General features: G+C 67.2%; 21 protein-coding genes. 10 read left to right on the top strand and 11 right to left on the bottom strand.

The features are described from left to right. Positions 1-111: 111 nt before the first annotated feature. The gene (locus tag ACFV6V_RS03950) at positions 112-2,850 is read right to left on the bottom strand and encodes a transglycosylase domain-containing protein (RefSeq protein WP_385558667.1); all 2,739 of its coding nucleotides are present in this window, start codon (positions 2,848-2,850) and stop codon (positions 112-114) included. Positions 2,851-3,231: 381 nt separating this feature from the next. Between ACFV6V_RS03950 and ACFV6V_RS03945 the strand changes: the two genes are divergently transcribed. The 3 genes from ACFV6V_RS03945 to ACFV6V_RS03935 all read left to right on the top strand — a co-directional run bounded on the left by ACFV6V_RS03945 (position 3,232) and on the right by ACFV6V_RS03935 (position 6,430). Continuing rightward, on the top strand, positions 3,232-3,948 hold the full coding sequence (locus ACFV6V_RS03945) for a helix-turn-helix transcriptional regulator (RefSeq protein ID WP_385558664.1): 717 nt from the start codon (positions 3,232-3,234) through the stop codon (positions 3,946-3,948). Between the two features lie 50 nt (positions 3,949-3,998). Beyond that, positions 3,999-5,081 (top strand): inositol-3-phosphate synthase, encoded by a 1,083-nt coding sequence (locus tag ACFV6V_RS03940; protein ID WP_385558661.1) that lies wholly within the window; start codon positions 3,999-4,001, stop codon positions 5,079-5,081. Between the two features lie 86 nt (positions 5,082-5,167). Then, positions 5,168-6,430 (top strand): MFS transporter, encoded by a 1,263-nt coding sequence (locus tag ACFV6V_RS03935; RefSeq protein ID WP_385558658.1) that lies wholly within the window; start codon positions 5,168-5,170, stop codon positions 6,428-6,430. 85 nt (positions 6,431-6,515) lie between these two features. Here the strand turns inward: ACFV6V_RS03935 and ACFV6V_RS03930 are convergent, their stop codons facing one another. Then, positions 6,516-7,982, bottom strand: a complete 1,467-nt coding sequence (locus ACFV6V_RS03930; RefSeq protein ID WP_385558655.1) for a CCA tRNA nucleotidyltransferase — start codon at positions 7,980-7,982, stop codon at positions 6,516-6,518. A 222-nt stretch (positions 7,983-8,204) separates the two neighbouring features. Here ACFV6V_RS03930 and ACFV6V_RS03925 point away from each other — a divergent pair, with 222 nt between their 5' ends. The 7 genes from ACFV6V_RS03925 (at position 8,205) to trxA (ending at position 17,841) form a co-directional block, all read left to right on the top strand. Then, positions 8,205-10,562, top strand: a complete 2,358-nt coding sequence (locus tag ACFV6V_RS03925) for a DUF6049 family protein (protein ID WP_385558652.1) — start codon at positions 8,205-8,207, stop codon at positions 10,560-10,562. A gap of 46 nt (positions 10,563-10,608) precedes the next feature. Further along, complete coding sequence (gene murJ, locus ACFV6V_RS03920) at positions 10,609-12,822, top strand: murein biosynthesis integral membrane protein MurJ (protein ID WP_385558649.1); 2,214 nt, start codon at positions 10,609-10,611, stop codon at positions 12,820-12,822. A gap of 129 nt (positions 12,823-12,951) precedes the next feature. Then, positions 12,952-14,679, top strand: coding sequence for a protein kinase family protein (locus ACFV6V_RS03915; protein ID WP_385558646.1), 1,728 nt, complete (start codon positions 12,952-12,954; stop codon positions 14,677-14,679). A gap of 29 nt (positions 14,680-14,708) precedes the next feature. Next, positions 14,709-15,434: an RNA polymerase sigma factor SigM gene (sigM, locus tag ACFV6V_RS03910; protein WP_385558643.1), complete on the top strand. Its 726-nt coding sequence runs from the start codon at positions 14,709-14,711 to the stop codon at positions 15,432-15,434. Beyond that, complete coding sequence (locus ACFV6V_RS03905; protein WP_385558640.1) at positions 15,431-16,327, top strand: hypothetical protein; 897 nt, start codon at positions 15,431-15,433, stop codon at positions 16,325-16,327. The genes sigM and ACFV6V_RS03905 overlap by 4 nt, the downstream gene beginning before the upstream one ends. Before the next feature lie 140 nt (positions 16,328-16,467). Continuing rightward, positions 16,468-17,433, top strand: coding sequence for a thioredoxin-disulfide reductase (gene trxB, locus ACFV6V_RS03900; RefSeq protein ID WP_385558637.1), 966 nt, complete (start codon positions 16,468-16,470; stop codon positions 17,431-17,433). A 66-nt stretch (positions 17,434-17,499) separates the two neighbouring features. Continuing rightward, complete coding sequence (gene trxA / locus ACFV6V_RS03895; RefSeq protein WP_361281048.1) at positions 17,500-17,841, top strand: thioredoxin; 342 nt, start codon at positions 17,500-17,502, stop codon at positions 17,839-17,841. Positions 17,842-17,919: 78 nt separating this feature from the next. Here trxA and ACFV6V_RS03890 read toward each other — a convergent pair whose 3' ends face one another. From ACFV6V_RS03890 to rpmH, 9 genes are all read right to left on the bottom strand, one after another. Further along, a complete protein-coding gene (locus ACFV6V_RS03890; RefSeq protein ID WP_385558634.1) occupies positions 17,920-18,537 on the bottom strand; it encodes a GNAT family N-acetyltransferase in 618 nt (205 codons plus the stop codon). Positions 18,538-18,835: 298 nt separating this feature from the next. Next, entirely contained in the window at positions 18,836-19,849 is a 1,014-nt protein-coding gene (locus ACFV6V_RS03885; protein WP_385558631.1) for a ParB/RepB/Spo0J family partition protein, read from the bottom strand. Beyond that, positions 19,846-20,925 (bottom strand): ParA family protein, encoded by a 1,080-nt coding sequence (locus tag ACFV6V_RS03880; RefSeq protein ID WP_385558889.1) that lies wholly within the window; start codon positions 20,923-20,925, stop codon positions 19,846-19,848. Before ACFV6V_RS03880 ends, ACFV6V_RS03885 begins: the two co-directional genes overlap by 4 nt. Positions 20,926-21,187: 262 nt before the next feature. Further along, positions 21,188-21,904, bottom strand: coding sequence for a 16S rRNA (guanine(527)-N(7))-methyltransferase RsmG (gene rsmG / locus ACFV6V_RS03875; RefSeq protein WP_385558629.1), 717 nt, complete (start codon positions 21,902-21,904; stop codon positions 21,188-21,190). A 104-nt stretch (positions 21,905-22,008) separates the two neighbouring features. Then, positions 22,009-22,521: a protein jag gene (locus ACFV6V_RS03870; protein ID WP_385558626.1), complete on the bottom strand. Its 513-nt coding sequence runs from the start codon at positions 22,519-22,521 to the stop codon at positions 22,009-22,011. A gap of 14 nt (positions 22,522-22,535) precedes the next feature. Next, positions 22,536-23,780, bottom strand: coding sequence for a membrane protein insertase YidC (gene yidC / locus ACFV6V_RS03865; RefSeq protein WP_385558624.1), 1,245 nt, complete (start codon positions 23,778-23,780; stop codon positions 22,536-22,538). 3 nt (positions 23,781-23,783) lie between these two features. After that, on the bottom strand, positions 23,784-24,110 hold the full coding sequence (gene yidD / locus ACFV6V_RS03860; RefSeq protein WP_385558622.1) for a membrane protein insertion efficiency factor YidD: 327 nt from the start codon (positions 24,108-24,110) through the stop codon (positions 23,784-23,786). After that, complete coding sequence (gene rnpA, locus ACFV6V_RS03855; RefSeq protein ID WP_385558620.1) at positions 24,107-24,478, bottom strand: ribonuclease P protein component; 372 nt, start codon at positions 24,476-24,478, stop codon at positions 24,107-24,109. The genes yidD and rnpA overlap by 4 nt, the downstream gene beginning before the upstream one ends. 18 nt (positions 24,479-24,496) lie before the next feature. Then, positions 24,497-24,634, bottom strand: coding sequence for a 50S ribosomal protein L34 (gene rpmH, locus ACFV6V_RS03850; protein WP_385558617.1), 138 nt, complete (start codon positions 24,632-24,634; stop codon positions 24,497-24,499). Between the last annotated feature and the right edge of the window lie 294 nt (positions 24,635-24,928).

Genomic DNA, 24,928 nt, shown 5'->3' with positions numbered 1-24,928 from the left:
GCCTGTGGACAAGCACCTTGTGGACAAGCGGCGACAGCGGCGAGGGCCGCCGCGCCGACTGTCTCAGCGCGGCGGCCCTCGTGGCCGTACTCACGGGGGTGGGCGGGGGCGTCAGCCGTCCGGTCCCCCGAAGATGCCGCCGTTGTCATTGGCTCCGGCGCCGTTGTTGCCCCCGTTGCCGTTGGTTCCCGGTGGCGGTGACGGACTGGTGGGCACCCCACCGTCCGTGTTGCCACCGTCGGTCGTACCCCCCGCGTCGTTGCCGGCGCTGCCGCCTCCGCCGTCCTGGCCGCCCACGGGGTCGCAGTTCCAGTCGAAGCGCCCGCAGCTCTCGCTGGGCTCCGGCGACTCGGAGGGCGACACGGAGGGGCTCGCCGACGGACTTTCCGATGGTTCCTCGGAAGGCGAGGTGGACGGGGACGCCGACGGCGAGGAGCAGGCCTTCCCGCCTCCGCAGACGGCTTCGGCGTCCAGCGGCTCCGGCTCGGGGAACGGAATCGCCTTCGCACCCTTGAGGGCGTCCGTCATGTAGTCCTTGAAGATCTCGGACGGGAACGACGCACCGTGGATCTTCCGCTGCCCGCCGGTCCCGTACATCTCGAGGAACTTGCGGTTCTTGTTCTCCGCGTTGTCGTCCATCCGGTACATGTCGATGGCCGTCACCAGCTGCGGTGTGTAGCCCACGAACCAGGCGGACTTGTTGCCGTCGGTGGTACCGGTCTTGCCCGCGACATCGCGTCCCGGAAGCTGGGCGTTGGTGCCGGTGCCCTTCTTCACGACATCGGCGAGCACGTCGGTCACATTGCTGGCGATGGCGGTCGAGAAGGCCGTCTTGGTCTTGCTCTCGTGCTGGTAGACCGTCTTGCCGCCCTTCTTGACCTCGGTCACGGAGTACGGGTCACGCTGCTTGCCGTTGGAGGCGAACGTGGCGTACGCACCCGCCATACGGATGGCACTGGGGCTGGAGATACCGAGCGAGAACGACGGGACTTCGCCCTTGACCAGGCTGTCCTCCCTGAGACCGGCCTTGACCGCGGTCTGCCGCACGTTGTCGATGCCGATGTCCATGCCCAGCTGGGCATAAGGCGAGTTGGCCGAGTGGATCATGGCTTCGCGCAGGGAGATGTTCTTGTAGGACTCACCGCCGTCGTTGGTCTGGAGCCATTCCTCGTTCTTCTCGTTGCGCCAGACGGTGCCGTCGTAATTCCTGATCTTGAGCTTGTTGAGGCCGCTGTACTTGCTCCGGTCGGGGTCGACCAGGGTGCGGGTGTCCGCCGTCTGGCTCTCACCGAGGGAGGGGTCGCGCACACCGACGTCCATGGCCGCGGCGAGGACGAAGGGCTTGAAGGTCGATCCGACCTGGGCACCGGTCTCGTCGGCGTTGTTGGTGAAGTGCTTGGTCGCGTCGGCGCCGCCGTAGATGGCCACGATCGCGCCGCTCTCCGGATCCACCGAGGCACCACCGAACTGGACGTGGGTGTCCTTGTCCGGGCGCTGCTTGGGGTCGATGTTCTTGTCGTAGACCTTCTTGACCGAGTCCTTGAGCGCCGTCACCTTCTTCTTGTCGAAGGTGGTGTAGATCTCGTAGCCGCCCTTGGACAGATCCTCGGCCGTGATGCCCTGGTCGTTGTTGTTGATGAAGTTGGCCTTGGCCAGGTCCACGAGATAGCCGGTCTGCCCGCTCAGCTGGGCGTCCTTCTTCGGCCTCAGGACCTTGGGAAACTTGGTGAACTCAGCGCGCTTCGCAGCTGTGAGGTGACCGTCCTTGACCATCTCGCCGAGGATCCAGTTCCAGCGCTCGGTGACGCGCCGGGTGTTCTCCTTCTCGGTGGCGGCAGGGTCGATCGCCGTGGCACCGGCCGGGTCGAAGTACGTGGCGCCCTTCAGGAGCGACGCCAGGAAGGCGCACTCGCTCGCGTCGAGGCTCTTCGCGTCCTTGCCGAAGTACGTGCGCGCCGCCGCCTGGACCCCGTAGGCACCGCGCCCGTAGTAGGAGGTGTTCAGGTAGCCCGCCATGATCTCTTCTTTGGAGAGATCCGTGCCCACCTTCATGGAGATGAAGAGCTCCTTGAACTTCCGGTTCAAGGTCTGTTCCTGGCTCAGCATGGCGTTCTTGACGTACTGCTGGGTGATGGTGGAGCCGCCCTGGGTCTCGCCGCCCCTCGCCATGTTGACGACGGCGCGGGCGATGCCCATCGGGTCGATGCCCGAGTCGGTCTTGAACGTCTTGTTCTCCGCGGAGATCACGGCGTTCTTCATGTCCAGCGGGATGTTCTCGGGCGTGAGGATCTGCCGGTTGACCTCGCCGCCCGTGGCGGCCATCTGGGTCTTGTCTTTCCAGTAGTAGACGTTGTTCTGCGCCGAGGCGGCGTCGTCGGGATTCGGTACCACCACCATCGCGTAGGCGATGGTGCCCGCCGCCATCAGGCTGCCGACGAACCCGAGCGCCAGACCCGTCATGAGCTTCCATGAGGGCACCCAGCGCCGCCAGCCGTACTTGTTGTGCCGCGGGTAGTCGATCAGCCGCCGCTTGCCGGGGTCGCCGCCCCGGCCACCGCCGGGACCGCCCTGACCTCCGCCGCGGCCGCCACGACGGCCGCCGTGACCTCCGTGGCCCGCTCCGCCTGCCTCGGCGGCTCTTCTGCGCCCACCGCCGCCGCTCTGGGCGGCGCGCCGGGCCTCGGCGCGGCCGCCGTACGACGACTGCTGTCCGTACCCGTCTGAGGGGGATCCGGTGCCGGTGCCCCCGTGCGGGGCTGCTCGGCGGCCTGTCGGCTGCTGGGCGGCGCGCCTGGCCGCTGCACGTCCGCCACCCTGCGGTTGGGGCGGTTTGCGACGGTGCTCGCTCATCGAACGACTACTCCTCGGGCAGGCATAAACGCCTGGAAGCGGTAGTTGAGATCCGGTCCCCCCGCAATGAATACGGACCAGCCCGTCGCCGGGCTCATCCGCGATGCATCCGGGAGGACGACGTCTGAAGACGTCGCTTGGTTCCCGGTGGTCTGCATCCGCACAGACTACGCATGGGCAAAACGTACTTAAACGGGAAATTCACCCCTAAACCGGCAAGTCCACTGCTGTGAATTGGCGGTGTGACGCCGGTCACGAGAGTCCCACTTGTCGCCACAGGGCTACCCCTCTATCGTCTGGATGTATCGAGTCGATACATCAGAGCGGCATAAACACCGGGACGATCAGCACCGGAGCCGGGAAGGACGGAGGAGGGGATCGATGAGCAGACGCTCCGGCATCCTCGAGTTCGCCGTCCTCGGCCTGCTCCGTGAGGCTCCGATGCACGGATACGAGCTGCGCAAGCGGCTCAACACGTCGCTGGGCATCTTCCGGGCGTTCAGTTACGGGACGCTCTACCCCTGCCTCAAGACGCTGGTCGCCAACGGATGGTTGATCGAAGAGCCGGGCAGCGCGCCCGAGGACGCCCTGGCCGCCTCACTGGCGGGACGACGGGCCAAGATCGTCTACCGTCTGACCGCCGAGGGCAAGGAACACTTCGAGGAGCTGCTCTCCCACACCGGCCCCGACACCTGGGAGGACGAGCACTTCGCGGCTCGCTTCGCCTTCTTCGGGCAGACGGAGCGCGAGGTGAGGATGCGTGTGCTGGAAGGCAGACGCAGCAGGCTCGAGGAGCGGCTGGAGAAGATGCGCGCCTCCCTCACCCGTACGCGCGAGCGCCTCGACGACTACACGCTTGAGCTCCAGCGCCACGGCATGGAGTCCGTGGAGCGCGAGGTGCGCTGGCTGAACGAGCTCATCGAGAGCGAGCGGGCGGGGCGGGACCAGCGGTCCCCTTCCGCCGAGGACAACGCTCGGCAGGACACCACATCTGGAGAAGCGGGCGACCTGCCCCGGCACCGGGGTGCAGCGCCCCCCGAAGGGAGCCCTTCCGGGGCGCCCGACCAGCCGGATCCGTCCGATGACACCACCAAGTGAGACCCGCGGACACGCAGGTCTCGTACGAGAACAAACAGGGAGCAACCGGAATGGGTTCGGTTCGCGTAGCCATCGTCGGCGTGGGCAACTGCGCCGCCTCGCTGGTGCAGGGCGTCGAGTACTACAAGGACGCCGACCCGGCCGCCAAGGTGCCGGGGCTGATGCACGTCCAGTTCGGCGACTACCACGTCCGGGACGTCGAATTCGTTGCCGCCTTCGACGTCGACGCGAAGAAGGTCGGCCTTGACCTCGCGGACGCCATCGGTGCCAGCGAGAACAACACCATCAAGATCTGCGACGTGCCGACCACGGGTGTGAAGGTCCAGCGCGGCCACACCCTCGACGGTCTGGGCAAGTACTACCGCGAGACCATCGAGGAGTCGGCCGAGGCTCCCGTGGACATCGTCCAGGTCCTCAAGGACCAGCGGGTCGACGTGCTCGTCTGCTACCTGCCGGTGGGCTCCGAGGACGCGGCGAAGTACTACGCGCAGTGCGCCATCGACGCCAAGGTCGGCTTCGTCAACGCGCTCCCGGTCTTCATCGCCGGCACCAAGGAGTGGGCGGACAAGTTCACCGAGGCCGGTGTGCCGATCGTCGGTGACGACATCAAGTCCCAGGTCGGTGCCACCATCACGCACCGCGTCATGGCGAAGCTGTTCGAGGACCGCGGTGTGATCCTGGACCGCACGATGCAGCTGAACGTCGGCGGCAACATGGACTTCAAGAACATGCTCGAGCGCGAGCGCCTGGAGTCCAAGAAGATCTCCAAGACCCAGGCCGTCACGTCCCAGATCCCGGACCGCGACCTCGGCGAGAAGAACGTCCACATCGGCCCTTCGGACTACGTGGCCTGGCTGGACGACCGCAAGTGGGCGTACGTGCGCCTCGAGGGCCGCGCATTCGGTGACGTCCCGCTGAACCTGGAGTACAAGCTCGAGGTCTGGGACTCCCCGAACTCGGCCGGTGTCATCATCGACGCCCTGCGTGCCGCGAAGATCGCCAAGGACCGCGGCATCGGCGGCCCGATCCTCTCCGCGTCCTCGTACTTCATGAAGTCCCCGCCGGTCCAGTACTTCGACGACGAGGCCCGCGAGAACGTCGAGAAGTTCATCAAGGGCGAGGTCGAGCGCTAAGCACCAGCGCACACCGTCCTGCCGGACACCCGAGGGTCCCCGTGGCATCTGCCCGGGGGCCCTCGTCCTGTGTGACGCTTGCGCACATGCCTGTCGTACGTGATCTGCGCGTACTCCTGCGCTTCTCCGGCTTCCGCCGTCTGCTGGCGGTGCGTCTCCTGTCCCAGTCTGCTGATGGGGTCTACCAGGTCGCGCTCGCCACCTATGTCGTCTTCTCACCGGAGCGGCAGACCTCGCCGACCGCGATCGCTTCGGCCATGGCCGTGCTGCTGCTGCCGTACTCGCTCGTCGGCCCCTTCGCCGGAGTACTCCTGGACCGCTGGCAGCGGCGCCAGGTCTTCCTCTACGGCAACGTGCTGCGTGCGGCGCTCGCCGCCCTCACGGCGCTGCTGATCACCGCCGCCCTCCCGGACTGGCTCTTCTATGTCTCGGCCCTCTGTGTGACGGCCGTCAACCGGTTCATCCTGGCGGGGCTGTCCGCCTCCCTGCCACGGGTGGTCGACGAGGACCGGCTGGTGATGGCCAACTCCGTCTCACCGACCGCGGGAACACTCGCCGCGACAGCAGGCGGCGGACTCGCCTTCGCCGTACGTGTGGCCGTGGCCGACTCCGATGCAGCGGTCGTCCTCCTCGGCGCCGTGCTCTACCTCTGCGCCGGACTCGCCTCGCTGCGGATGGCGCGCGCACTACTCGGCCCCGATCCAGAGCAGTTGCAACCGCGCCTTGCCGCGGCGCTCGCCTCGACCGCCCGCGGTCTCATCGGCGGGCTACGTCACCTCGCCGAACGCCGGAACGCCACCAGAGCCCTCGTATCGATGACTCTGCTCCGCTTCTGCTACGGCGCACTGACCGTCATGGTGCTGACCCTGTGCCGACACGCCTGGTCGACGACCGAGAAGGAAGGGCTGGCCCTGCTGGGGCTGGCTGTGGGCGTTTCCGGGGCCGGCTTCCTCACTGCGGCCGTCATCACACCATGGGCCGTGAACCGGCTAGGGCCGTACGGCTGGATGGCGACATGCGCGGGAGTCGCGGCCGTACTCGAGCCTGCCCTCGGTCTGCCGTTCACACCCGCACCCATGCTCGCTGCCGCGTTCGTCCTGGGGGTCATCACCCAGGGAGCAAAGATCGCCACGGACACGGTCGTCCAGACCAACGTCGATGACGCCTACCGCGGCCGCGTCTTCTCCCTCTACGACATGCTCTTCAATGTCGCCTTCGTGGCGGCGGTAGGGATGGCCGCGCTGATCCTGCCCCCCGACGGCAAGTCCGGGCCGCTGGTGGTCCTGGTGGCCCTGCTTTATGCGGCCGTCGCGCTCGCCATGGCGCGCTGGCGCAGGAACGGGGCTTGATGTTTCACGTGAAACACAGCCTTCCGGCTATGCGCGAGTGCGGTGTTTCACGTGAAACATGACGGCTGCGACACTCCGGACAGAGTCAGCTCTGTGCCGCCCACCACTCCTTGAGTGCGGCCACGGCGGCTTCATGCTCCATCGGCCCGTGCTCCAGACGCAGCTCCAACAGCGCCTTGTAAGCCTTGCCGACGACCGGCCCAGGACCGACACCGAGAATCTCCATGATCTGGTTGCCATCCAGATCCGGACGGATCGAGTCCAGCTCTTCCTGTTCCTTCAGCTCGGCGATGCGCTCCTCAAGCCCGTCATAGGCGCGGGAGAGCGCGCTCGCCTTCCGCTTGTTCCGAGTCGTGCAGTCCGAGCGGGTCAGCTTGTGGAGGCGCTCCAGCAGGGGCCCTGCGTCCCGCACATAGCGCCGCACCGCCGAGTCGGTCCATTCACCGTCGCCATAGCCATGGAAGCGCAGATGCAGTTCCACCAGCCTCGCGATGTCCCTGACCATGTCGTTGGAGTACTTGAGCGCCGTCAGTCGCTTCTTGACCATCTTGGCTCCCACCACTTCGTGGTGGTGGAAGGAGACCCGGCCATCCGACTCGAAGCGCCGAGTCCTGGGCTTGCCGATGTCGTGCAGCAGCGCGGACAGGCGCAGCACCAGATCCGGACCGTCCTTCTCCAGATCGATCGCCTGGTCCAGCACGGTCAGTGAGTGCTCGTACACATCCTTGTGACGGTGGTGCTCGTCACTCTCCAGGCGAAGCGCGGGCAGCTCAGGGAGGAAGTGTTCGGCGAGACCTGTGTCGACGAGCTGCGCCAGGCCCTTTCGCGGGTGTCGCGAAAGGATCAGCTTGTTGAGCTCGTCACGGATGCGCTCGGCGGAGACGATCTCGATCCGGTCCGCCATGTCCTCCATCGCGCCGACGACCTCGGGGGCCACCTCGAAGTCGAGCTGAGCGGCGAAACGCGCGGCCCGCAGCATGCGCAGCGGGTCGTCGGAGAACGACTCCTCGGGGGTTCCCGGGGTACGCAGCACCCGGGCAGCCAGATCCTGGCGGCCGCCGTGGGGGTCGATGAACTCCTTCTCCGGGAGGGCGAGCGCCATCGCGTTCACCGTGAAGTCCCGGCGGACGAGGTCCTCCTCAATGGAGTCGCCGTAGGACACCTCGGGCTTGCGCGAGGTCCGGTCGTACGCCTCGGAGCGATAGGTGGTGACCTCGATCTGGAAGCGCTGAACGGCGTCCCCGACACGGGCGTCCTTCTGGCAGCCCACGGTGCCGAACGCGATCCCCACCTCCCATACCGAGTCCGCCCAAGGCCGGACGATCTTCAGCACGTCCTCAGGACGGGCGTCCGTGGTGAAGTCGAGGTCATTGCCGAGCCGCCCCAGCAGCGCGTCCCGGACCGATCCGCCGACCAGGGCAAGGCGGAACCCCGCCTGCTGGAAGCGGTGAGCAAGCTCATCGGCGACAGGGGACACCCGCAGCAGTTCACTGACCGCGCGGTGCTGCGCCTGACTCAGTGCGGTCTGGTTGTCTTCGTTGGCGTTCGGCACAACAGCACAGGGTACGTGCCCGCGCAGACGGGGGCTTCCCTGTTTCCCGTCCGTCCGACCCAGCCCAGGTCCCCGGGCCCGGACCCGCCGATCATGTAGAGCGGTCCGCGGCACTTCGTCATGGCGCACCTCGTTACCATGCCTGGATACGGCCGGTGCGGTCAGGGCACTGATACCACCCACCAACGGCAGCAAACGACGACGACAAGGACGGACGAGCGCGTGGCCGAGGCGGCAGAATTCCAGGGGATGGGTACCTCTCCTGCCCCCCGGTGGCTGCGGCGTACAGCCGCCCTCATCGCGGGAGCACCACTCCTGGCCGCTCTGATCGGCGGACCGGCGGCGCAGCCTGCGCACGCCGCCCCGAAGGCCGCCGCATCGACAAGCGTCGATGTGTCCTTGGACACCCTGGCCCCGGCCGCTCCGGTGGAGGGGGACACGCTCACCCTGTCCGGCACGGTGACCAACAAGGGCAAGGAAGCGGTCACCGACACCGAGGTCGATCTCTTGATGGGTCCCCGTCTGGACGGGCGCTCCGACATCGACGATGTGGCCAAGCGCGGCGACTACTCCCCCGGGAGCGACGGCGACAAGCTGGGCGCCCCGTACACCGTCAAGCTCCCGACCGTGGCGGCCGGGCTCAGTGAGGACTTCTCCCTGAGCGTCCCGGTCAGCAAGCTCGGCCTCGACGAGGACGAGACCGGTGTGTACCAGCTCGGGGTGGCCGTCTCCGGCCAGACCTCCAGTGAGCAGTACGAGCAGGTCCTGGGCATCGAGCGGACCTTCCTGCCCTGGCAGCCGGAGCCCGCGGACACGAAGACCCAGGCTGCCTACCTGTGGCCGCTGATCTCCTCGACGCGTCTGTCTGCGGAGACCGACACGGACGATCAGCAGAGCCCGATCTTCAGCGACGACACCCTGGCGGAGGAGCTGGCCCCCGGCGGCAGGCTGGAGCAGCTCGTCTCACTGGGCAGCGAACTTCCTGTGACCTGGGTCATCGACCCCGACCTGCTCGCCACGGTCGAGGCCATGACCGGCGACTACAAGGTCAGGACCGGGCCCGACACCACGGTTCCCGGCCGGAACCAGGCCGTCGCCAAGAAGTGGCTGAGCTCGCTGGAGAACGCGGTACAGGGGAGCAAGGTCGTCGCGCTGCCGTTCGGTGATCCCGATCTGGCCTCCCTCGCCCATCGGGGCAAGGACGTCTCCGGGTCCCTCAGCCAGCTCCAGCCGGCCACCACGGTCGCCGAGAGCACCGTGGAGACGATCCTTCATGTGAAGCCGTCCATAGACTTCGCCTGGCCGGTGGAGGGTGCGATCGACCCGTCGATCGTCGATGTCGCGACATCAGCTGGCGCCGACAAGATCATCGCTCGCAGTGACAGCTTCCGGGAGACCGGTTCGGTCTCGTACACCCCGTCCTCCGCACGGCCCATCGGCGGCGGGACCACGGCGGTCGTCGCGGACGCGCGGCTCTCCACGGCCTTCCAGGGGGACCTGTCCACGGCGGACGGTTCCACCCTCGCGGTCCAGAAGTTCCTCGCTCAGACGCTGTCCCTGACCCTTCAGGCCCCCAACAAACAGCGCACCATCGTGGTCGCGCCGCAGCGGATGCCGTCGGCGTCCCAGGCGCAGACGATGGCGAGCGCCCTGCGTGCCCTGTCCGATCAGCGCTGGACCCAGCCCGTGGACCTCATCGCGGCGGCGGCCGCGAAGCCGGATCCCGACGCGACCACCGACGTTCCGGCCGCCAAGAGCTACCCCGGCAGGCTTCGCGCCCAGGAACTGCCGGTCCAGACCTTCCAGGACATCCGGACCACGCAGGAGACTCTGAACAACTTCAAGGTCATCCTCACTGCGCAGGACCGGGTGGTCACCCCATTCGGCAACGCGCTCGACCGGGAGATGTCCACGTCCTGGCGGGGCAAGCCCGGTGCGGCGGCCGACTACCGCAGAGGGGTGCAGACCTTCCTGGAGAACCTCAGGGCTGAGGTCCGGCTGATCCAGAAGTCCGCGGTGACGCTCTCGGGCCGCAGTGCCACGATCCCGGTGACGGTGCAGAACAAGCTGCTCCAGGGAGTCGACCACCTGGTCCTCAGGCTGAAGTCCGCCAACCCGACCCGTCTGAAGCTCGATGACCGCAGTGATGTGGCAGAACAGCGGATCAAGGTCGAGGGCGGGCACAGCCAGTCCGTGAAGTTCGCCGCCGCGGCCAACGCCAATGGCCCGGTCCAGGTGACCGCCCAGCTCTACACCGAGGAGGGGATCCCCTACGGCGACCCGATGACCTTCACGGTCAAGGTCTCCGAGGTCACCCCCACCGTGATGCTCGTCATTGCCGGCGGCGTGCTCCTGCTCGTCCTCGCCGGGGTAAGGATGTACACCCAGCGCAAGCGCGCCGCCGCCCGCGAGGTGCCCACCGAGGCTGACTCCGACGCAGCCGACGACAACGCGAGCGATGACACCGCAGGCGATGACACCGCGGAAGGCGGCGCCGGGCAGCAGCCGAGTGACCCTGCGCCGGACACCCTTCCGGAAAGCGGGGACGCGTCGGACGCGGGTGAGAAGGTGGAGCATTGAGCGATGGCGCGGCCGGCCGGCCGGGGACGATGAGGTGGGGTAACCAATGAACGCGCCGTACGACGGTGACCGCGGGGAAGGCACGGGCAACGCCGCGCCCACCCCGGGTGCCGGGTACCCGTCGCCCGATCCCCGGGCAGCGGAATCCCCGGCTGCGGGCCATGTGCCCCAGCCGGCGCACGAGCCTGCCCTTGAGCCCGCCCCCGACCCGTATGTGCAGGACACCTACGCACACGATCCCTACCGGTCCCAGGACCTCTCCGCCCAGGACCCGGTTGCGGAGGCCCTGTACGACCGTGCGGCACACCCGCCGCCGCCGCCCGGCTCCTACCCTCAGCCACAACCGCTGTACCAGCAGCCTCCGGTGCAGCAGCACGCCCCCGATCCGCGGATCTGGGCCCAGACCCCGCCACCCGAGCCGGACGGCCCGTCGCGTCACCTGCCGTACGGAGACGACACCCGCACCGTGCAGTTCACGGGTGTCGACGAACTCGTGACCGGCGCGGGCGAGGACGAGACGGAACCGGACGCGTTCGCCCACCTCTACCGCGACCAGCAGCAGGGCGCGGCCCGTACCCAGGTCCAGACGGAGCCGGAGCCCGACCCTGCTCCCGCCCCGGCGAAGGCCGGCGGCCGGGCAGCCGGTCTGCTCAAGTCCAGCGCGGTGATGGCGGCGGGCACTCTGGTGTCCCGCATCACCGGATTCGTCCGCAGTCTCGTGATCACCGGCGCCCTCGGTGCCGCTCTGCTCGGTGACGCGTTCACCGTCGCCTACACCCTGCCGACGATGATCTACATCCTCACCGTCGGCGGCGGTCTCAACTCGGTCTTCGTGCCTCAGCTGGTCCGCGCCATGAAGAACGACGAGGACGGCGGCGAGGCCTACGCCAACCGTCTGCTGACGCTGGTCATGGTCGCCCTCGGCGCGATCGTCGTCATCGCGGTGTTCGGCGCGCCACTACTGATCGCCGCCATGTCACCCACCATCGCGGGCGACCCCCCGGCGAACAGCGTCGCGGTCACCTTCGCCCGCTACTGCCTGCCCACGATCTTCTTCATGGGCGTGCATGTGGTGATGGGTCAGATCCTGAACGCCCGGGGAAAGTTCGGCGCGATGATGTGGACCCCGGTCCTCAACAACATCGTCATGATCGCCACCTTCGGGCTCTTCATCGGGGTCTACGGCACCTCGGCGGAAACGCAGATGAGCGTGCAGACCATCCCGCCGGAGGGCGTTCGCCTCCTGGGCATCGGCACACTTCTGGGTCTGACTGTCCAGGCCCTCGCGATGATCCCCTACCTGCGCGAGACGGGTTTCCGCTTCCGGCCCCGCTTCGACTGGAAGGGCAAGGGACTCGGCAAGACGGTCAAGCTCGCCAAGTGGACCGTGCTGTTCGTCCTGGCGAACCAGGCCGGGGTGCTCGTTGTCACTCAGCTGTCCACCGCGGCCGGTGCGGCGTCCGGGAAGGACGGGGCCGGCTTCCTCGCGTACTCCAACGCACAGCTCATCTGGGGCATGCCGCAGGCCATCATCACGGTGTCGGTCATGGCGGCTCTGCTGCCCCGGATCTCCCGGGCCGCTCACGACGAGGACTCCGGTGCCGTGCGCGACGACATCTCCCAGGGACTGCGGAACTCCGCCGTCGCGATCGTGCCGGTCGCGTTCGCGTTCCTGGCCCTGGGTGTGCCGATGTGCACCCTGCTGTACGCCTCCGCCGGTGAGGAGGCCGCACGGTCCATGGGCTTTATCCTCATGGCCTTCGGCCTGGGCCTGATCCCGTTCTCGGTGCAGTACGTGGTGCTGCGGGGCTTCTATGCCTACGAGGACACCCGCACACCCTTCTACAACACCGTCATCGTGGCCGCGGTGAACGCGGCGGCCTCAGCCGTCTGCTACCTCCTCCTCCCTCCCGCGTGGGCCGTGGTGGGAATGGCGGCCTCGTACGGGCTGGCCTACGCGGTGGGGGTCGGGGTCGCCTGGCGCCGGCTGCGCAACCGGCTGGGCGGTGACCTGGACGGGACGCATGTGGTTCGCACCTACGCACGGCTCAGCCTGGCGTCCCTCCCCGGGGCCCTCGCGGCCGGTGCCGTGGGCTTCCTGCTGCTGAGAACGCTCGGTGCAGGGGCCCTGGGGTCGCTGGTGGCACTGATCGCCGGTGGTGTGGTCCTCCTCGGCATCTTCTTCGTCGCAGCGAGGAAGATGCGTATCGAGGAACTCAACGCCATGGTCGGCATGGTGCGCGGTCGTCTCGGGCGCTGAACGGCGTACAAACGGCGGTCTCGCGCACAACCATCGTCCACCACCGCGTGTCGTGCATAGCGCCGGACTGTGGGCACAATTGGCATGGCTGTTGGATATGCGCAACGGATGGGGAGGCAGGGAACGACGGTGGCGGAACGTAGCACGGCTGCCGTCGACGTGGCCGACAACAGCGGTGACGACCCGCTGACCGCCAAGGCGGGCAAGGCCACGACCGACGGGGCGGCGCAAGCCGACGACACGGCGGAGATGAGCGCCGAGGACATGGGCAGCGAGCGCGAGAAGAGCGAGCTGTCCTCCATCAAGACGCCCGAGGTGCACAGCGGCCATAAACTCGCCGATCGCTACCGGCTCGAAGAATGCGTCACCCGTCTGGACGGATTCAGCAGCTGGCGTGCGGTCGACGAGAAGCTGCGCCGTGCGGTCGGCGTCCATATCCTTCCGGCCGACCATCCGCGCGCCCGGTCCGTGCTCGCGGCCGCCCGGTCCTCCGCGCTCCTCGGCGACCCCCGTTTCGTGCAGGTCCTCGACGCCGTCGAGGACAGCGACATCGTGTACGTCGTGCATGAGTGGCTGCCCGACGCCACCGAACTCTCAGCGCTGCTGAACGCCGGGCCCATGGAGGCGCACGACGCGTATCAGATGGTCAGCCAGCTCTCCCAGGCCATGGCCGCCGCCCATCGCGAGGGCCTCGCGCATCTGAGACTCACCCCGAATGCCGTACTGCGCAGCTCCACCGGCCAGTACCGCATCCGCGGTCTGGCGGTGAACGCGGCGCTGCGCGGCATCAGCACGGACCGTCCGCAGCGCACCGACACCGAGGCCATCGGTGCCCTGCTCTACGCGGCGCTCACCCAGCGATGGCCCTACGAGACCGATGCCTACGGCCTCTCCGGCCTCCCCAAGGGCGTGGGGATCATTCCCCCCGACCAGGTGCGTGCGGGCGTTCACCGGGGCCTCGCGGAGCTGGCGATGCGGGCACTGGTCAACGACGGAGCAACGGCGTCCCGGCAGGAGCAGCCCTGCGCGACCCCTGACGAGCTCGCCAAGGCGGTCGGGGAGATGCCGCGCATCCGGCCCCCGGAGACGGTCTTCGCCCCGCTCCCTGAGTACCAGCGCACGACGTACCAGCAGGGCACCTACAGCCGTCCGGGAACCCGTCCCGGGGCCGCCCCCGCGCAGCAGGCCCCGGTGCCTCCCGCACCACTGGAGAGCCGCACCGGCAAGGCCCTCAAATGGACCGTCGCCGCCCTGCTCATCGCCGCGCTCGGGCTCGGCAGCTGGCAGATCGCCGACAAGCTGCTCGACAAGGACAAGGGGACACCCCAGACCCCGGGGAACAGTCAGGACACCGGCGAGAAGCAGGACGACAAGCCGAAGGCACCCGTAGAACTGAAGATCAAGGACGCCAAGGAATTCGCCCCGGACGGCACCCCGCAGGACGCTGACAGCGTCGACAACACCTTCGACGACGACAGCTCGTCGTTCTGGCGCACCAAGTACTACATCGACGGTCCCGATCTGGAACCCACGGTCAAAAAGGGCCTCGGTATCGTCTACGACCTCGGGGACGCCAAAGACATCTCTACAGCGTCGATAGCGCTGCGCTACGGAGGGCCCCACACCACGGTTTCGCTCTACGCCGTGGACAGCATGTCGCCTGACGGTCCGGTGGAGTCGATGCAGAAGATCGCTACGGTGCAGACCGACAGCAAGGTGGCGCAGCTGACGATGAAGAAACCCGGGCACAGTCGCTACGTGCTGATGTGGATCACAGCCATGCCTTACTCCGGTCAGGACGGACCTAGCGGCGAGGGCCACAAGCAAGCCATCACGGACGTGACGTTCAAGGGCTGACACACCGAATCAGGGGAGGGGGCTCACCGTTGGACAACACCGCTCTCGGCAGCGCAAGCGACCAGGAACTTCTGGATCGTCATGTCGCCGGCGATCCGGACGCCTTCGGTGAGCTCGTACGACGGCACCGTGACCGGCTCTGGGCCGTTGCCCTGCGCACGCTGGGCGACCGCGAGGAGGCCGCGGACGCGGTGCAGGACGCCTTTGTCTCCGCGTTCAGGGCGGCTCATACCTTCCGCGGCCAGTCCGCCGTGACGACCTGGCTCCACCGGATCACGGTCAACGCCTGTCTCGACCGGGTTCGGAAGGCCGCTTCCCGTAGGACTTCTCCCGTCGATGACACCGAGCGTCTCGAGCAGCTGCTCGAGCCCCATGAGTCCGCCGAGGCGCCCGCCGAGCGTCAGGATCTTCACCGAGAGCTCGTGGCGGCCCTGTCCAGGCTCCCTGTGGATCAGCGCGCCGCGCTCGTGCTGGTCGATATGCAGGGCTACCCGGTGGCAGAGGCCGCGGCGATGCTGGATGTGCCCACGGGGACGGTGAAAAGCCGCTGTGCCCGCGGTCGTGCACGGCTGCTGCCGATGCTCACCCATCTGCGTGCCGGTTCCGGACAAACCGCTGGTGAGAGCAGGGATAACGAAGGCCGCAACGGGGGAAGGAACCGGACGCCAGGGACATCCGTCCCACCGGCGATGGGACCGAAGGACGCAGGGCCGAATGATCCTGCCGGTGTGAAGGACGGAGGTGGGCGCGCGTGACCTCGATGACCGGCACGAGTCAGCACCCGGATGTCTCAGAGATCGCCGATCTCACCGAGGGTCTACTGCCCCCTTCCCGCCAGGCCGAGGTCAGAAGCCATCTCGACGGCTGCTCCCTGTGCTCGGAGGTACGCGAGTCCCTCGAAGAGATCCGTGGCCTTCTCGGCACCCTTCCGGGTGCCCAGCGAATGCCGGACGACATCGCGGGGCGTATCGACGCCGCCCTGGCCGCTGAGGCACTCCTCAGCGCCAGCACGCCCCACACCGAGCCGGCCGAGCCCGCCGAAGTTTCACGTGAAACACCGGACCGCCCCCAGACGGCTGAGACCGCTCCAGCGGATCGTCCGGCGGGACGGCCTCGTGCGGCCACGGGACCCGGCCGGGGCCACACGGTCCGGCGTCGGCGCCGTACCGCTGTCCTGGGTGCCGCTCTGGGCCTCGCGGCCGCAGGGATGAGCGTTCTCCTTCTCCGGAGCGCTGGGACCGGCACCGACAGCGCCGAGAAGGCCGAGACCGGGCTCAGTGCCAGTGACACCGCCAGTGGACTCTCCGAGAGCACCTTGGAGGCCCGCGTTCAGCAGCTGCTCGCCTCCGGCGCCACGGCGCAGGAGGCTTCACCGGGCGTCACCAAGCCCGGGCCCCGTATGCAGCCGATGCGCACCCCGGAAGGCGTGGACGTGCCTGCCTGTATCCAGAGGGGCACCGGTCGCAGCGAGCCACCGCTGGCGGTGGAGCAGAGCACATTCGACGGCACCAAGGCCTTCGTCGTGGTGCTCCCGAAGTCCGGAGACGACACACAGGTGCAGGCCTACGTCGTCGACGCGTCCTGTGTCGAGGCCGCGCCCTCGGGCAGGGGTGAGCTCCTGCTGATGCACGCCTATCCCCGTCCCTGAGTGCCACCGACGGCTCCGGGCCGTGGACGCGCCTCGGACCTCGCGGGAATGCCTGCCCCTTAGGATCCGTTGGGTGGGGTGAGCGGTCGAAGGCGCTCCCCGCAGGCAGTAGGCAGTCCCCAGAGACGAGGAAATTACCCGTGAGCGACGTCCGTAACGTGATCATCATCGGCTCCGGGCCGGCCGGCTACACCGCGGCGCTGTACACCGCGCGCGCCTCGTTGAAGCCGCTGGTGTTCGAAGGCTCTGTCACCGCCGGTGGCGCATTGATGAACACCACGGAGGTGGAGAACTTCCCGGGCTTCCGTGACGGCATCATCGGGCCGGAGCTGATGGACAACATGCGGGCTCAGGCCGAGCGCTTCGGTGCCGAACTCATCCCGGACGACGTCATCGCCGTGGACCTCACCGGCGACATCAAGACCGTCACGGACACGTCGGGTACCGTCCACCGCGCCAAGGCCGTCATCGCTACCACGGGCTCCCAGCACCGCAAGCTGGGGCTGCCCAACGAGGACGCTCTGTCCGGACGCGGTGTCTCCTGGTGCGCCACCTGCGACGGGTTCTTCTTCAAGGACCAGGACATCGCCGTGGTGGGCGGCGGCGACACCGCGATGGAGGAAGCCACGTTCCTGTCGCGCTTCGCCAAGTCCGTGACGGTGGTGCACCGCCGTGACAGCCTGCGTGCGTCCAAGGCGATGCAGGAGCGCGCCTTCGCCGACCCGAAGATCACATTCGCCTGGGACAGCGAGGTCGCCGAGATCCACGGCGACCAGAAGCTCTCCAGTCTGACCCTGCGCAACACCAAGACCGGCGAGACCTCCGCCCTCCCCGTGACCGGGCTGTTCATCGCCGTTGGCCATGACCCCCGCACCGAGCTCTTCAAGGGGCAGCTGGAGCTGGACGGAGAGGGTTATCTGAAGGTCGAGGCGCCTTCCACGCGCACCAACCTGACCGGAGTGTTCGGCGCGGGCGACGTGGTGGACCACACCTACCGCCAGGCGATCACTGCAGCGGGCACCGGCTGCTCCGCGGCCCTGGACGCCGAGCGCTACCTCGCCGTCCTGGCGGACGAGGAGAAGGCCGCGGCCGCGGTGACGGTCTGACCATCCGCTGCCTCAACGACTTCCCATTTCCCCACCCCACACCACCCGCAAGATGAGGAGGCCATCGTGGCCCTGAAGACTGTGACCGACGCCAACTTCGATGAGGAAGTCCTCAAGAGCGAGAAGCCCGTGCTCGTGGACTTCTGGGCCGAGTGGTGCGGTCCGTGCCGCCAGATCGCCCCGTCGCTGGAGGCCATCGCTGCCGAGCACGGTGACAAGCTCGAGATCGTCAAGCTCAACATCGATGAGAACCCGGCCACGGCAGCCAAGTACGGCGTGATGTCGATCCCGACGCTCAACGTCTACCAGAACGGTGAGGTCGCACAGACCATCGTCGGCGCCAAGCCGAAGGCCATGCTTCTCCGCGAGCTCGATGCCTACATCAGCGACGAGGTCTCCCCCGCCTGAGGCGTCACGCTTCGTTTCACGTGAAACATGGACGGGCCAACCCCCAGAGGGACTGGCCCGTCCATCTTTTGCAGGGACTCACAACGGCCGCAACGCCGGCTCCTTCTGGACCGCCCCCAGCAGCCGGTCCAATGCCAGTTCCACGTCTTCCTTCCAGGAAAGCGTGGTGCGCAGCTCCAGCCGCAGCCGCGGATGTGCGGGGTGCGGACGAACGGTCTTGAAGCCGACCGCCAGCAGATGATCGGCAGGAAGCATGCAAGCGGGCTCGGTCCAGCGGGCGTCCCCGAACGCCTCGATCGCCTTGAAGCCCCGGCGCAGAAGATCCTTGGCAACGGTCTGCACCATCACCCGGCCAAGACCCTGCCCCTGGTATCCCGGGGTGATCCAGGCAGTCATCAGCTGCACCGCGTCCGGCGAGACAGGACTCGTGGGAAAAGCCGTGGACCGCGGGACGTAGGCGGGCGGAGCGTAGAGCACAAACCCGACTGGTACCTCGTCCACATAGATCACGCGTCCGCAGGAGCCCCACTCCAGCAGAACGGCGGAGATCCAGGCTTCCTTCTCCAGCTCGGGTCTGCCCGCCTTTACCGCCGCTTCTCCGCTGACCGGATCAAGCTCCCAGAAGACACACGCTCGGCAGCGTTTGGGGAGGTCTGAAAGGTTGTCCAGGGTGAGCGGTACGAGCCGACGCCCCATGAAGGCTGCTCCTCACTTCCTTCGACTGCCGCGCCAAGGGCAGCGGACAACGCGCTCCGTTCCCGGAGCAAGCTGCCGATGAACCCGCCGACCGCGCCAATGCCCAGGCCGGCTGTCACTAGCTGGCTACGGCTAAGCGATCGCATCGCTCGCCTTCCTCTGAGTTGGGTAAAGGTGGATGCGCCATACCAGAACGCATCGTATCCACCCAGCGAGGACACGCCTACCGTGAGACGGCAAAGGGCGGACCGTGTTCCGCCGACTGCCGGACACGATCCGCCCTGGGACTGAGTGGAGCCTATGCCTCGCCGTCTTCCCCAGCCTCATCCGTAAGGCTCGCGAGGCTCTTCTCCATGACGCGCCCCTCGCCCGGGGCAAGGGTGCCCAGAATCCGTTCGAGATCCTCCATCGAGGCAAACTCGACGACGATCTTTCCCTTCTTCTGGCCGAGGTCCACCTTGACCCGGGTCTCGAAGCGATCCGAGAGGCGCGAGGCCAGATCGCTGAGTGCCGGAGAGACCCTGCTGCCCGCCCGAGGGCCGCCCTTGGCCTTCGAGGTACTCGAGGGGCGCGAGCCCATCAGGGTCACGATTTCCTCGACGGCTCGCACCGACAGCCCTTCGGCCACGATGCGATGCGCCAGTCGGTCCTGCTCCTCGGAGTCCTCCACCGACAGCAGTGCCCGGGCGTGCCCGGCGGAGAGCACACCAGCAGCCACACGGCGCTGGACCGGGGGAGAAAGGCGGAGCAGACGCAGGGTGTTGGACACCTGCGGACGAGAACGACCGATCCGGTCGGCCAGCTGGTCATGCGTGCAGTTGAAATCCTTGATCAACTGCTCGTAGGCATGCGCCTCCTCCAGCGGGTTCAGCTGAGACCGGTGAAGGTTCTCCAGAAGGGCGTCCAGCAGGAGCTTCTCGTCCTCCGTGGCCCTGACAATCGCGGGAATGCGCTCCCAGCCCGCCTCTCGGCAGGCCCGCCAGCGGCGCTCACCCATGATGAGCTCATAGCGATCCACGCCCAGCTGCCGTACGACCACCGGCTGAAGGAGGCCGACTTCCTGGATGGACGTGACCAGTTCGGCGAGCGCGTCCTCGTCGAAAACCTCGCGCGGCTGCTGGGGATTGGGCGTGATGGCGTCCAGCCGCAGTTCGGCGAAATGCGCCACCGCGGGCGGGGCGGTCTCGGGCAGTGCGTCGGGCTCAGGCTCGGCAGTGCGCTGCTCGGGAGGCAGGAGTCCCGCGGCCGGGGAATGAGCGGCTGGGATCAGCGCATTGAGCCCACGCCCAAGCCCTCTACGTCGCTCGCTCACTGGATCTCCTCCGACACGCTTTGCTGCTGGTTGTTCTGGCTGACCACATGCGCGGACCGGCCGTCATAGTGGATTCCGACGCCCCGCAGGGCAATCTCGCGCGCCGCCTCGAGATACGACAGCGAGCCGCTGGATCCAGGGTCATAGGTGAGGACCGTCTGCCCATAGCTGGGCGCCTCTGAGATACGCACCGACCGCGGGATGCTCGTGCGGAGCACCTCGTCGCCGAAGTGAGTGCGCACCTCCTCCGCCACCTGTGAGGCCAGTCGCGTCCGGCCGTCATACATCGTGAGCAGGATGGTGGACACATGCAAGGTCGGGTTGAGGTGGCCGCGCACCAGGTCGACATTGCGGAGGAGCTGACCAAGCCCTTCCAGCGCGTAGTACTCGCACTGGATAGGGATCAGCACTTCCGCACCCGCCACCAGGGCGTTCACCGTCAGCAGTCCCAGTGAGGGGGGACAGTCGATGAGGATGTAGTCCAGGGGCTGCTCATAGGCCTGGATCGCGCGCTGAAGCCGGCTCTCCCGGGCCACCAGGGACACCAGCTCGATCTCCGCACCAGCGAGATCGATCGTGGCGGGAGCACAGAAGAGACCTTCCACGTCCGGGACCGGCTGGACCACATCGGAGAGGGGCCTGCTCTCGACCAGGACGTCATAGATCGAGGGAACCTCGGCGTGATGATCGATCCCCAGGGCCGTCGAGGCATTTCCCTGCGGATCCAGATCAACCACCAGAACCCGGGCGCCATGCAGCGCGAGCGAAGCCGCAAGGTTGACCGTGGTGGTGGTCTTGCCGACGCCTCCCTTCTGGTTGGCGACCACAATGACGCGTGTCTGCTCAGGTCGGGGAAGACCCTCACCGGCACGTCCCAGAGCCTCCACCGCCAGTTGGGCGGCACGGCCAATGGGGGTGTCGTCCATCGGGGGCGGTGTTTCACGTGAAACATCCTCCCCCGCCGACTCGGTACGGGGACCAGGGACCGGATCGGTCATCGGTCCCGCGATGTTGGCGTCGGACCGCAAGGATTCACTCTCCTCGACTTCAGGCTCGCAATGTGCAGAGCCTGCCATGGTTTCGGGGTCGCGAACCAGCGCGCTCGGTGGATCTGTGGAGAATTCCACCTCTGTGGACAAGCCCGTGACCCTAAGGAGGGGCTTACGGTCGCGCGGCGTAGCAGCACGACCGCGGCTGATGATTCCCTGGAGCAGTGAGCGACGTTTCACGTGAAACACGATGCCCGCGCCACAGGGTCACACCGTTACGACACTCCGAAATGCGTACGTAAGGGGATCCAGGCGGAAGTAATCGCCGGGATCGACGGCAGACGACAGATCAGCGGCGGCGGCGGACGCGTCCGGCCCGGGCAGCCTTGGCCCGCTTCGCGGCGAACCGAACCCCACCAGGGCTTTCTCCGACCTCGACCCTCACCACAGTGGACAGCGGATCCACCACACCCTCCCCGACATGGAGAATGGAGGTTTCCACCACACCGAGTTTGGTCAGGGCCGCGCGGGCACCGTTGATCTCCTCCTCTGCGGTGTCGCCTTTGAGCGCGAGCATCTCCCCGTAGGGACGGAGCAGAGGAACGCCCCACCCGGCGAGCCGGTCCAGCGGAGCCACCGCACGTGCCGTGACCACATGAACCGGCGGCAGCGTGCCGAGCATCTCCTCCGCACGGCCGCGCGCCACCGTCACATGGTCAAGACCCAGCAGCTCCACCACCTCCTGCAGGAAGTTGGTGCGCCGCAGCAGCGGCTCCAGAAGTGTGATCTTGAGGTCGGGCCGCACAAGAGCCAGCGGAATACCGGGCAGGCCGGCCCCGGAGCCGACATCGCAGACGGTGACCCCTTCAGGAACCACCTCGGACAGCACGGCACAGTTCAAAAGGTGCCGCTCCCACAGCCGCGGCACTTCGCGCGGACCGATCAGACCGCGCTTGACCCCCGCATCTGCGAGCAGCTCTGCGTAGCGGACAGCCTCGGGGAAGAACTCACCGAATACCGCCCTCGCCTCTTCAGGTGCCTGGGGAAGCTCTGATGCCTCCGTCACCGGAACCGTCCTTCCGTGCCGCGCAACCGCGCAGTGGTGCTGAGTTACAGGCTGACAAAATTCGGCCCCGTCTGCGAACAGACGGGGCCGACGGAGCAGGGAGGTCAGGCAGGGAGTACGACGACGAAGCGCTGAGGCTCCTCGCCCTCGGACTCACTGCGCAGACCGGCTGCGGCCACCGCGTCGTGCACGACCTTGCGCTCGAACGGAGTCATCGGCTCAAGCTTCACCGGCTCACCGGTGCTCTTGACCTCATCCGCCGCCTTGGCACCGAGCTCGGCAAGCTCGGAACGCTTCTGGGCACGGAAGCCGGCGATGTCCAGCATCAGCCTGCTGCGATCCCCGGTCTCCCGGTTGACCGCGAGTCGGGTCAGCTCCTGGAGCGCTTCCAGCACCTCGCCGTCCCGGCCCACGAGCTTCTGCAGATCACGGCTGCTGGCGTCACTGATGATGGAGACCGCGGCCCGGTCCGCCTCGACGTCCATGTCGATGTCGCCGTCGAGATCGGCGATATCGAGCAGGCCCTCAAGGTAGTCAGCGGCGATCTCCCCCTCCTGCTCCAGGCGGGTGAGGGTGTCGCCACCCTCGGCGGCAGAGGAGGTGGTGCCTTCCGTCACGGATGGACTCCTTCTTACTTCTTGGACGACGGGTGCTTGGGCCGCTGCTGGCCCTTGCGCTGTCCGGACTTGGCTTGGCGGGCGGAAGAAGCGGAGGCTGCCTTGCCCTCGGGCTTGGCGTCACTCGGCGACTCGTCCTGCTTTTCCAGCGACGTCTTCGTCTCCGTGGCCTGCGCGGTGGCACCACCGGACTGGCGCTGGGACTTGCTCTGGCGCTTGGGCTGCTGACGCCGGGCGCCGGAAGCGCTCTCGGCCTCGGCGGCGACGGTGTCGCCCTTGAGCACGGTGCCGTCGGCCTGGGCGGTGTAACCCGCCTTGGCCAGGCCGGCGATGAACCGGCGCTCGTTCTCATTGCGGTCCGGGCCCTTGGCCACGATGGCCTGCACGATGTTGCGCCTGCGGCGGCCACGCACCTCGCCATGGGCGCCGACGCTCTTCAGCAGGCGCTGGAGGTAGCTGTCCTGAGCCTTCGAGCCCGGGGTCGGGTTCTGGTTGATCACGTACATCTGCTGGCCCATGGTCCACACGTTGGTGGTCAGCCAGTAGACGAGGACACCGACCGGGAAGTTGATGCCCATGACGGCGAAGATCAGGGGGAAGATGTACATCAGCATCTTCTGCTGCTGCATGTACGGCGTCTTGACCGAGAGGTCGACGTTCTTCTGCATCAGCTGGCGCTGCGTGTAGAACTGCGACGCCGACATCAGAATGATCATGATCGCGGTGACCACGCGGACATCGGTCAACGAGGCATGGAGCGCCGCGACCTTCTCCTCGGAGTCGGTGAACTTCGCGGCGATCGGAGCACCGAAGATCTCGGCCTGCCGCGCGCTGTCCACCAGTGTCTGGTTGAGGACACCGATGGTCTTGCCCGAAGCGATGTTGCTCAGTACGTGATACAGGGCAAAGAAGAACGGGGACTGCGCCAGGATGGGCAGGCACGAGGAGAGCGGGTTGGTACCCGTCTCCTTGTACAGCTTCATCATCTCTTCGGACTGACGCTGTCGGTCGTTCTTGTAGCGCTCCTGGATCGCCTTCATCTTCGGCTGGAGCGCCTGCATGTTCCGCATCGACTTGATCTGCTTCACAAAGAGCGGGATCAGGCAGATACGGATCAGCACCACCAGGGACACGATGGACAATCCCCATGCCCAGCCCGTGTCCGGGCCGAAGACCGCCCCGTACAACGAGTGGAACTGGACGATGATCCAGGAAACGGGTGTGGTGATAAAGCTGAAGAGACTGGCAATCGTGTCCACTAATCAGGCTCCTTGAGCATTGGGCGAGGTCTCTGCGGCCGGGCTGGTCTCAGCGGGTTGCCCGCCCTTGCCGCCGCGCAGGTAGTCGCGCAGCAGCTCGTGCCAACGAGGTCGTTTTCTTGGAGGGACATGGTCCACGCCGCCGGGCGACCACGGATTGCACCGCAGGATGCGCCAGGCGGTGAGGGCTGTGCCCTTCACCGCGCCATGCCGGTCTATAGCTGTGTATCCGTAGTGAGAACACGACGGGTAGTACCGGCAGACAGGCCCGAGCAACGGGCTGATCGTCCACTGGTAAAGCTTGATCAGAGCCAGCAGCGGGTACTTCATCGCGCACCCCCTCCCAGCAGCCGCTGAAGAGCGGCGTCCAGGTCTCGGGCCAGCTGTGCATGATCGGCGTCGCCCGCTCCGGGCAGCGCCCGTACGACCACCAGGCTACCGGGGGGCAGCACGGCGAGTCGTTCGCGTATCAGATGGCGCAGTCTCCGCTTCACCTGGTTGCGTATGACCGCACCACCCACTGCCTTGCTCACGACGAAACCCGCACGCGTCGGGGGAGCGCTCTCCCCAGGCGCGTGCGGGTCCGTTGCACCGCTGCGTAGATGGACGACGAGTAGCGGGCGTCCTGCCCGGCGTCCTCGCCGTACCGCGATCGCGAAGTCCTCGCGCCGCCTCAGCCGGTTCTCGGTAGGCAGCACGTCATGACCTGTAAGCGATCAGGCGGACAGGTTGGTGCGACCCTTGCTGCGGCGGGACGCGAGAATCGCGCGGCCGGCACGGGTGCGCATACGCAGCCGGAAGCCGTGGGTCTTCGCGCGACGACGGTTGTTCGGCTGGAAGGTGCGCTTGCTCACTCGGGGGCTCCAGTAATGAATCGGGTGGTGGCGGGGTATCGCCTGGCTGTCACCGTGCGCCCACGAGTAGCTCGCAATACGCCCGAGTGCACCGCTTCACAATCACCGATCATGATCTACTTGATCGTGACTTTTGCCCATCGGAGGCAGGCGGCAGCAGCCATCGACAACTCGACCTGGTTACGGTACGCGCGACTACGCCATTCGGTCAAACCAGGGTCATCGCGAGGCGGGCGGTACGCAGACTGGCAGACTGGCTGTACACAGGCTGTGGACAACAACTTGAACGCGCGG

The organism is Streptomyces sp. NPDC059828 (assembly GCF_042731955.1).
In the GTDB taxonomy this organism is placed as follows: domain Bacteria; phylum Actinomycetota; class Actinomycetes; order Streptomycetales; family Streptomycetaceae; genus Streptomyces.
Note: the sequence above shows the minus strand (reverse complement) of the source record. Positions and strands in the feature narration are given on the sequence as shown.

Bases quoted from the DNA above. Each gene is read 5' to 3' on its own strand.
- ACFV6V_RS03945 (WP_385558664.1), top strand. From the start codon at position 3,232: ATGAGCAGACGCTCCGGCATCCTCGAGTTCGCCGTCCTCGGCCTGCTC.
- ACFV6V_RS03935 (WP_385558658.1), top strand. From the start codon at position 5,168: ATGCCTGTCGTACGTGATCTGCGCGTACTCCTGCGCTTCTCCGGCTTC.
- ACFV6V_RS03950 (WP_385558667.1), bottom strand. From the start codon at position 2,850: ATGAGCGAGCACCGTCGCAAACCGCCCCAACCGCAGGGTGGCGGACGT.
- murJ (WP_385558649.1), top strand. From the start codon at position 10,609: ATGAACGCGCCGTACGACGGTGACCGCGGGGAAGGCACGGGCAACGCC.
- ACFV6V_RS03940 (WP_385558661.1), top strand. From the start codon at position 3,999: ATGGGTTCGGTTCGCGTAGCCATCGTCGGCGTGGGCAACTGCGCCGCC.
- yidD (WP_385558622.1), bottom strand. From the start codon at position 24,110: ATGAAGTACCCGCTGCTGGCTCTGATCAAGCTTTACCAGTGGACGATC.
- ACFV6V_RS03890 (WP_385558634.1), bottom strand. From the start codon at position 18,537: ATGGGGCGTCGGCTCGTACCGCTCACCCTGGACAACCTTTCAGACCTC.
- ACFV6V_RS03880 (WP_385558889.1), bottom strand. From the start codon at position 20,925: ATGGCAGGCTCTGCACATTGCGAGCCTGAAGTCGAGGAGAGTGAATCC.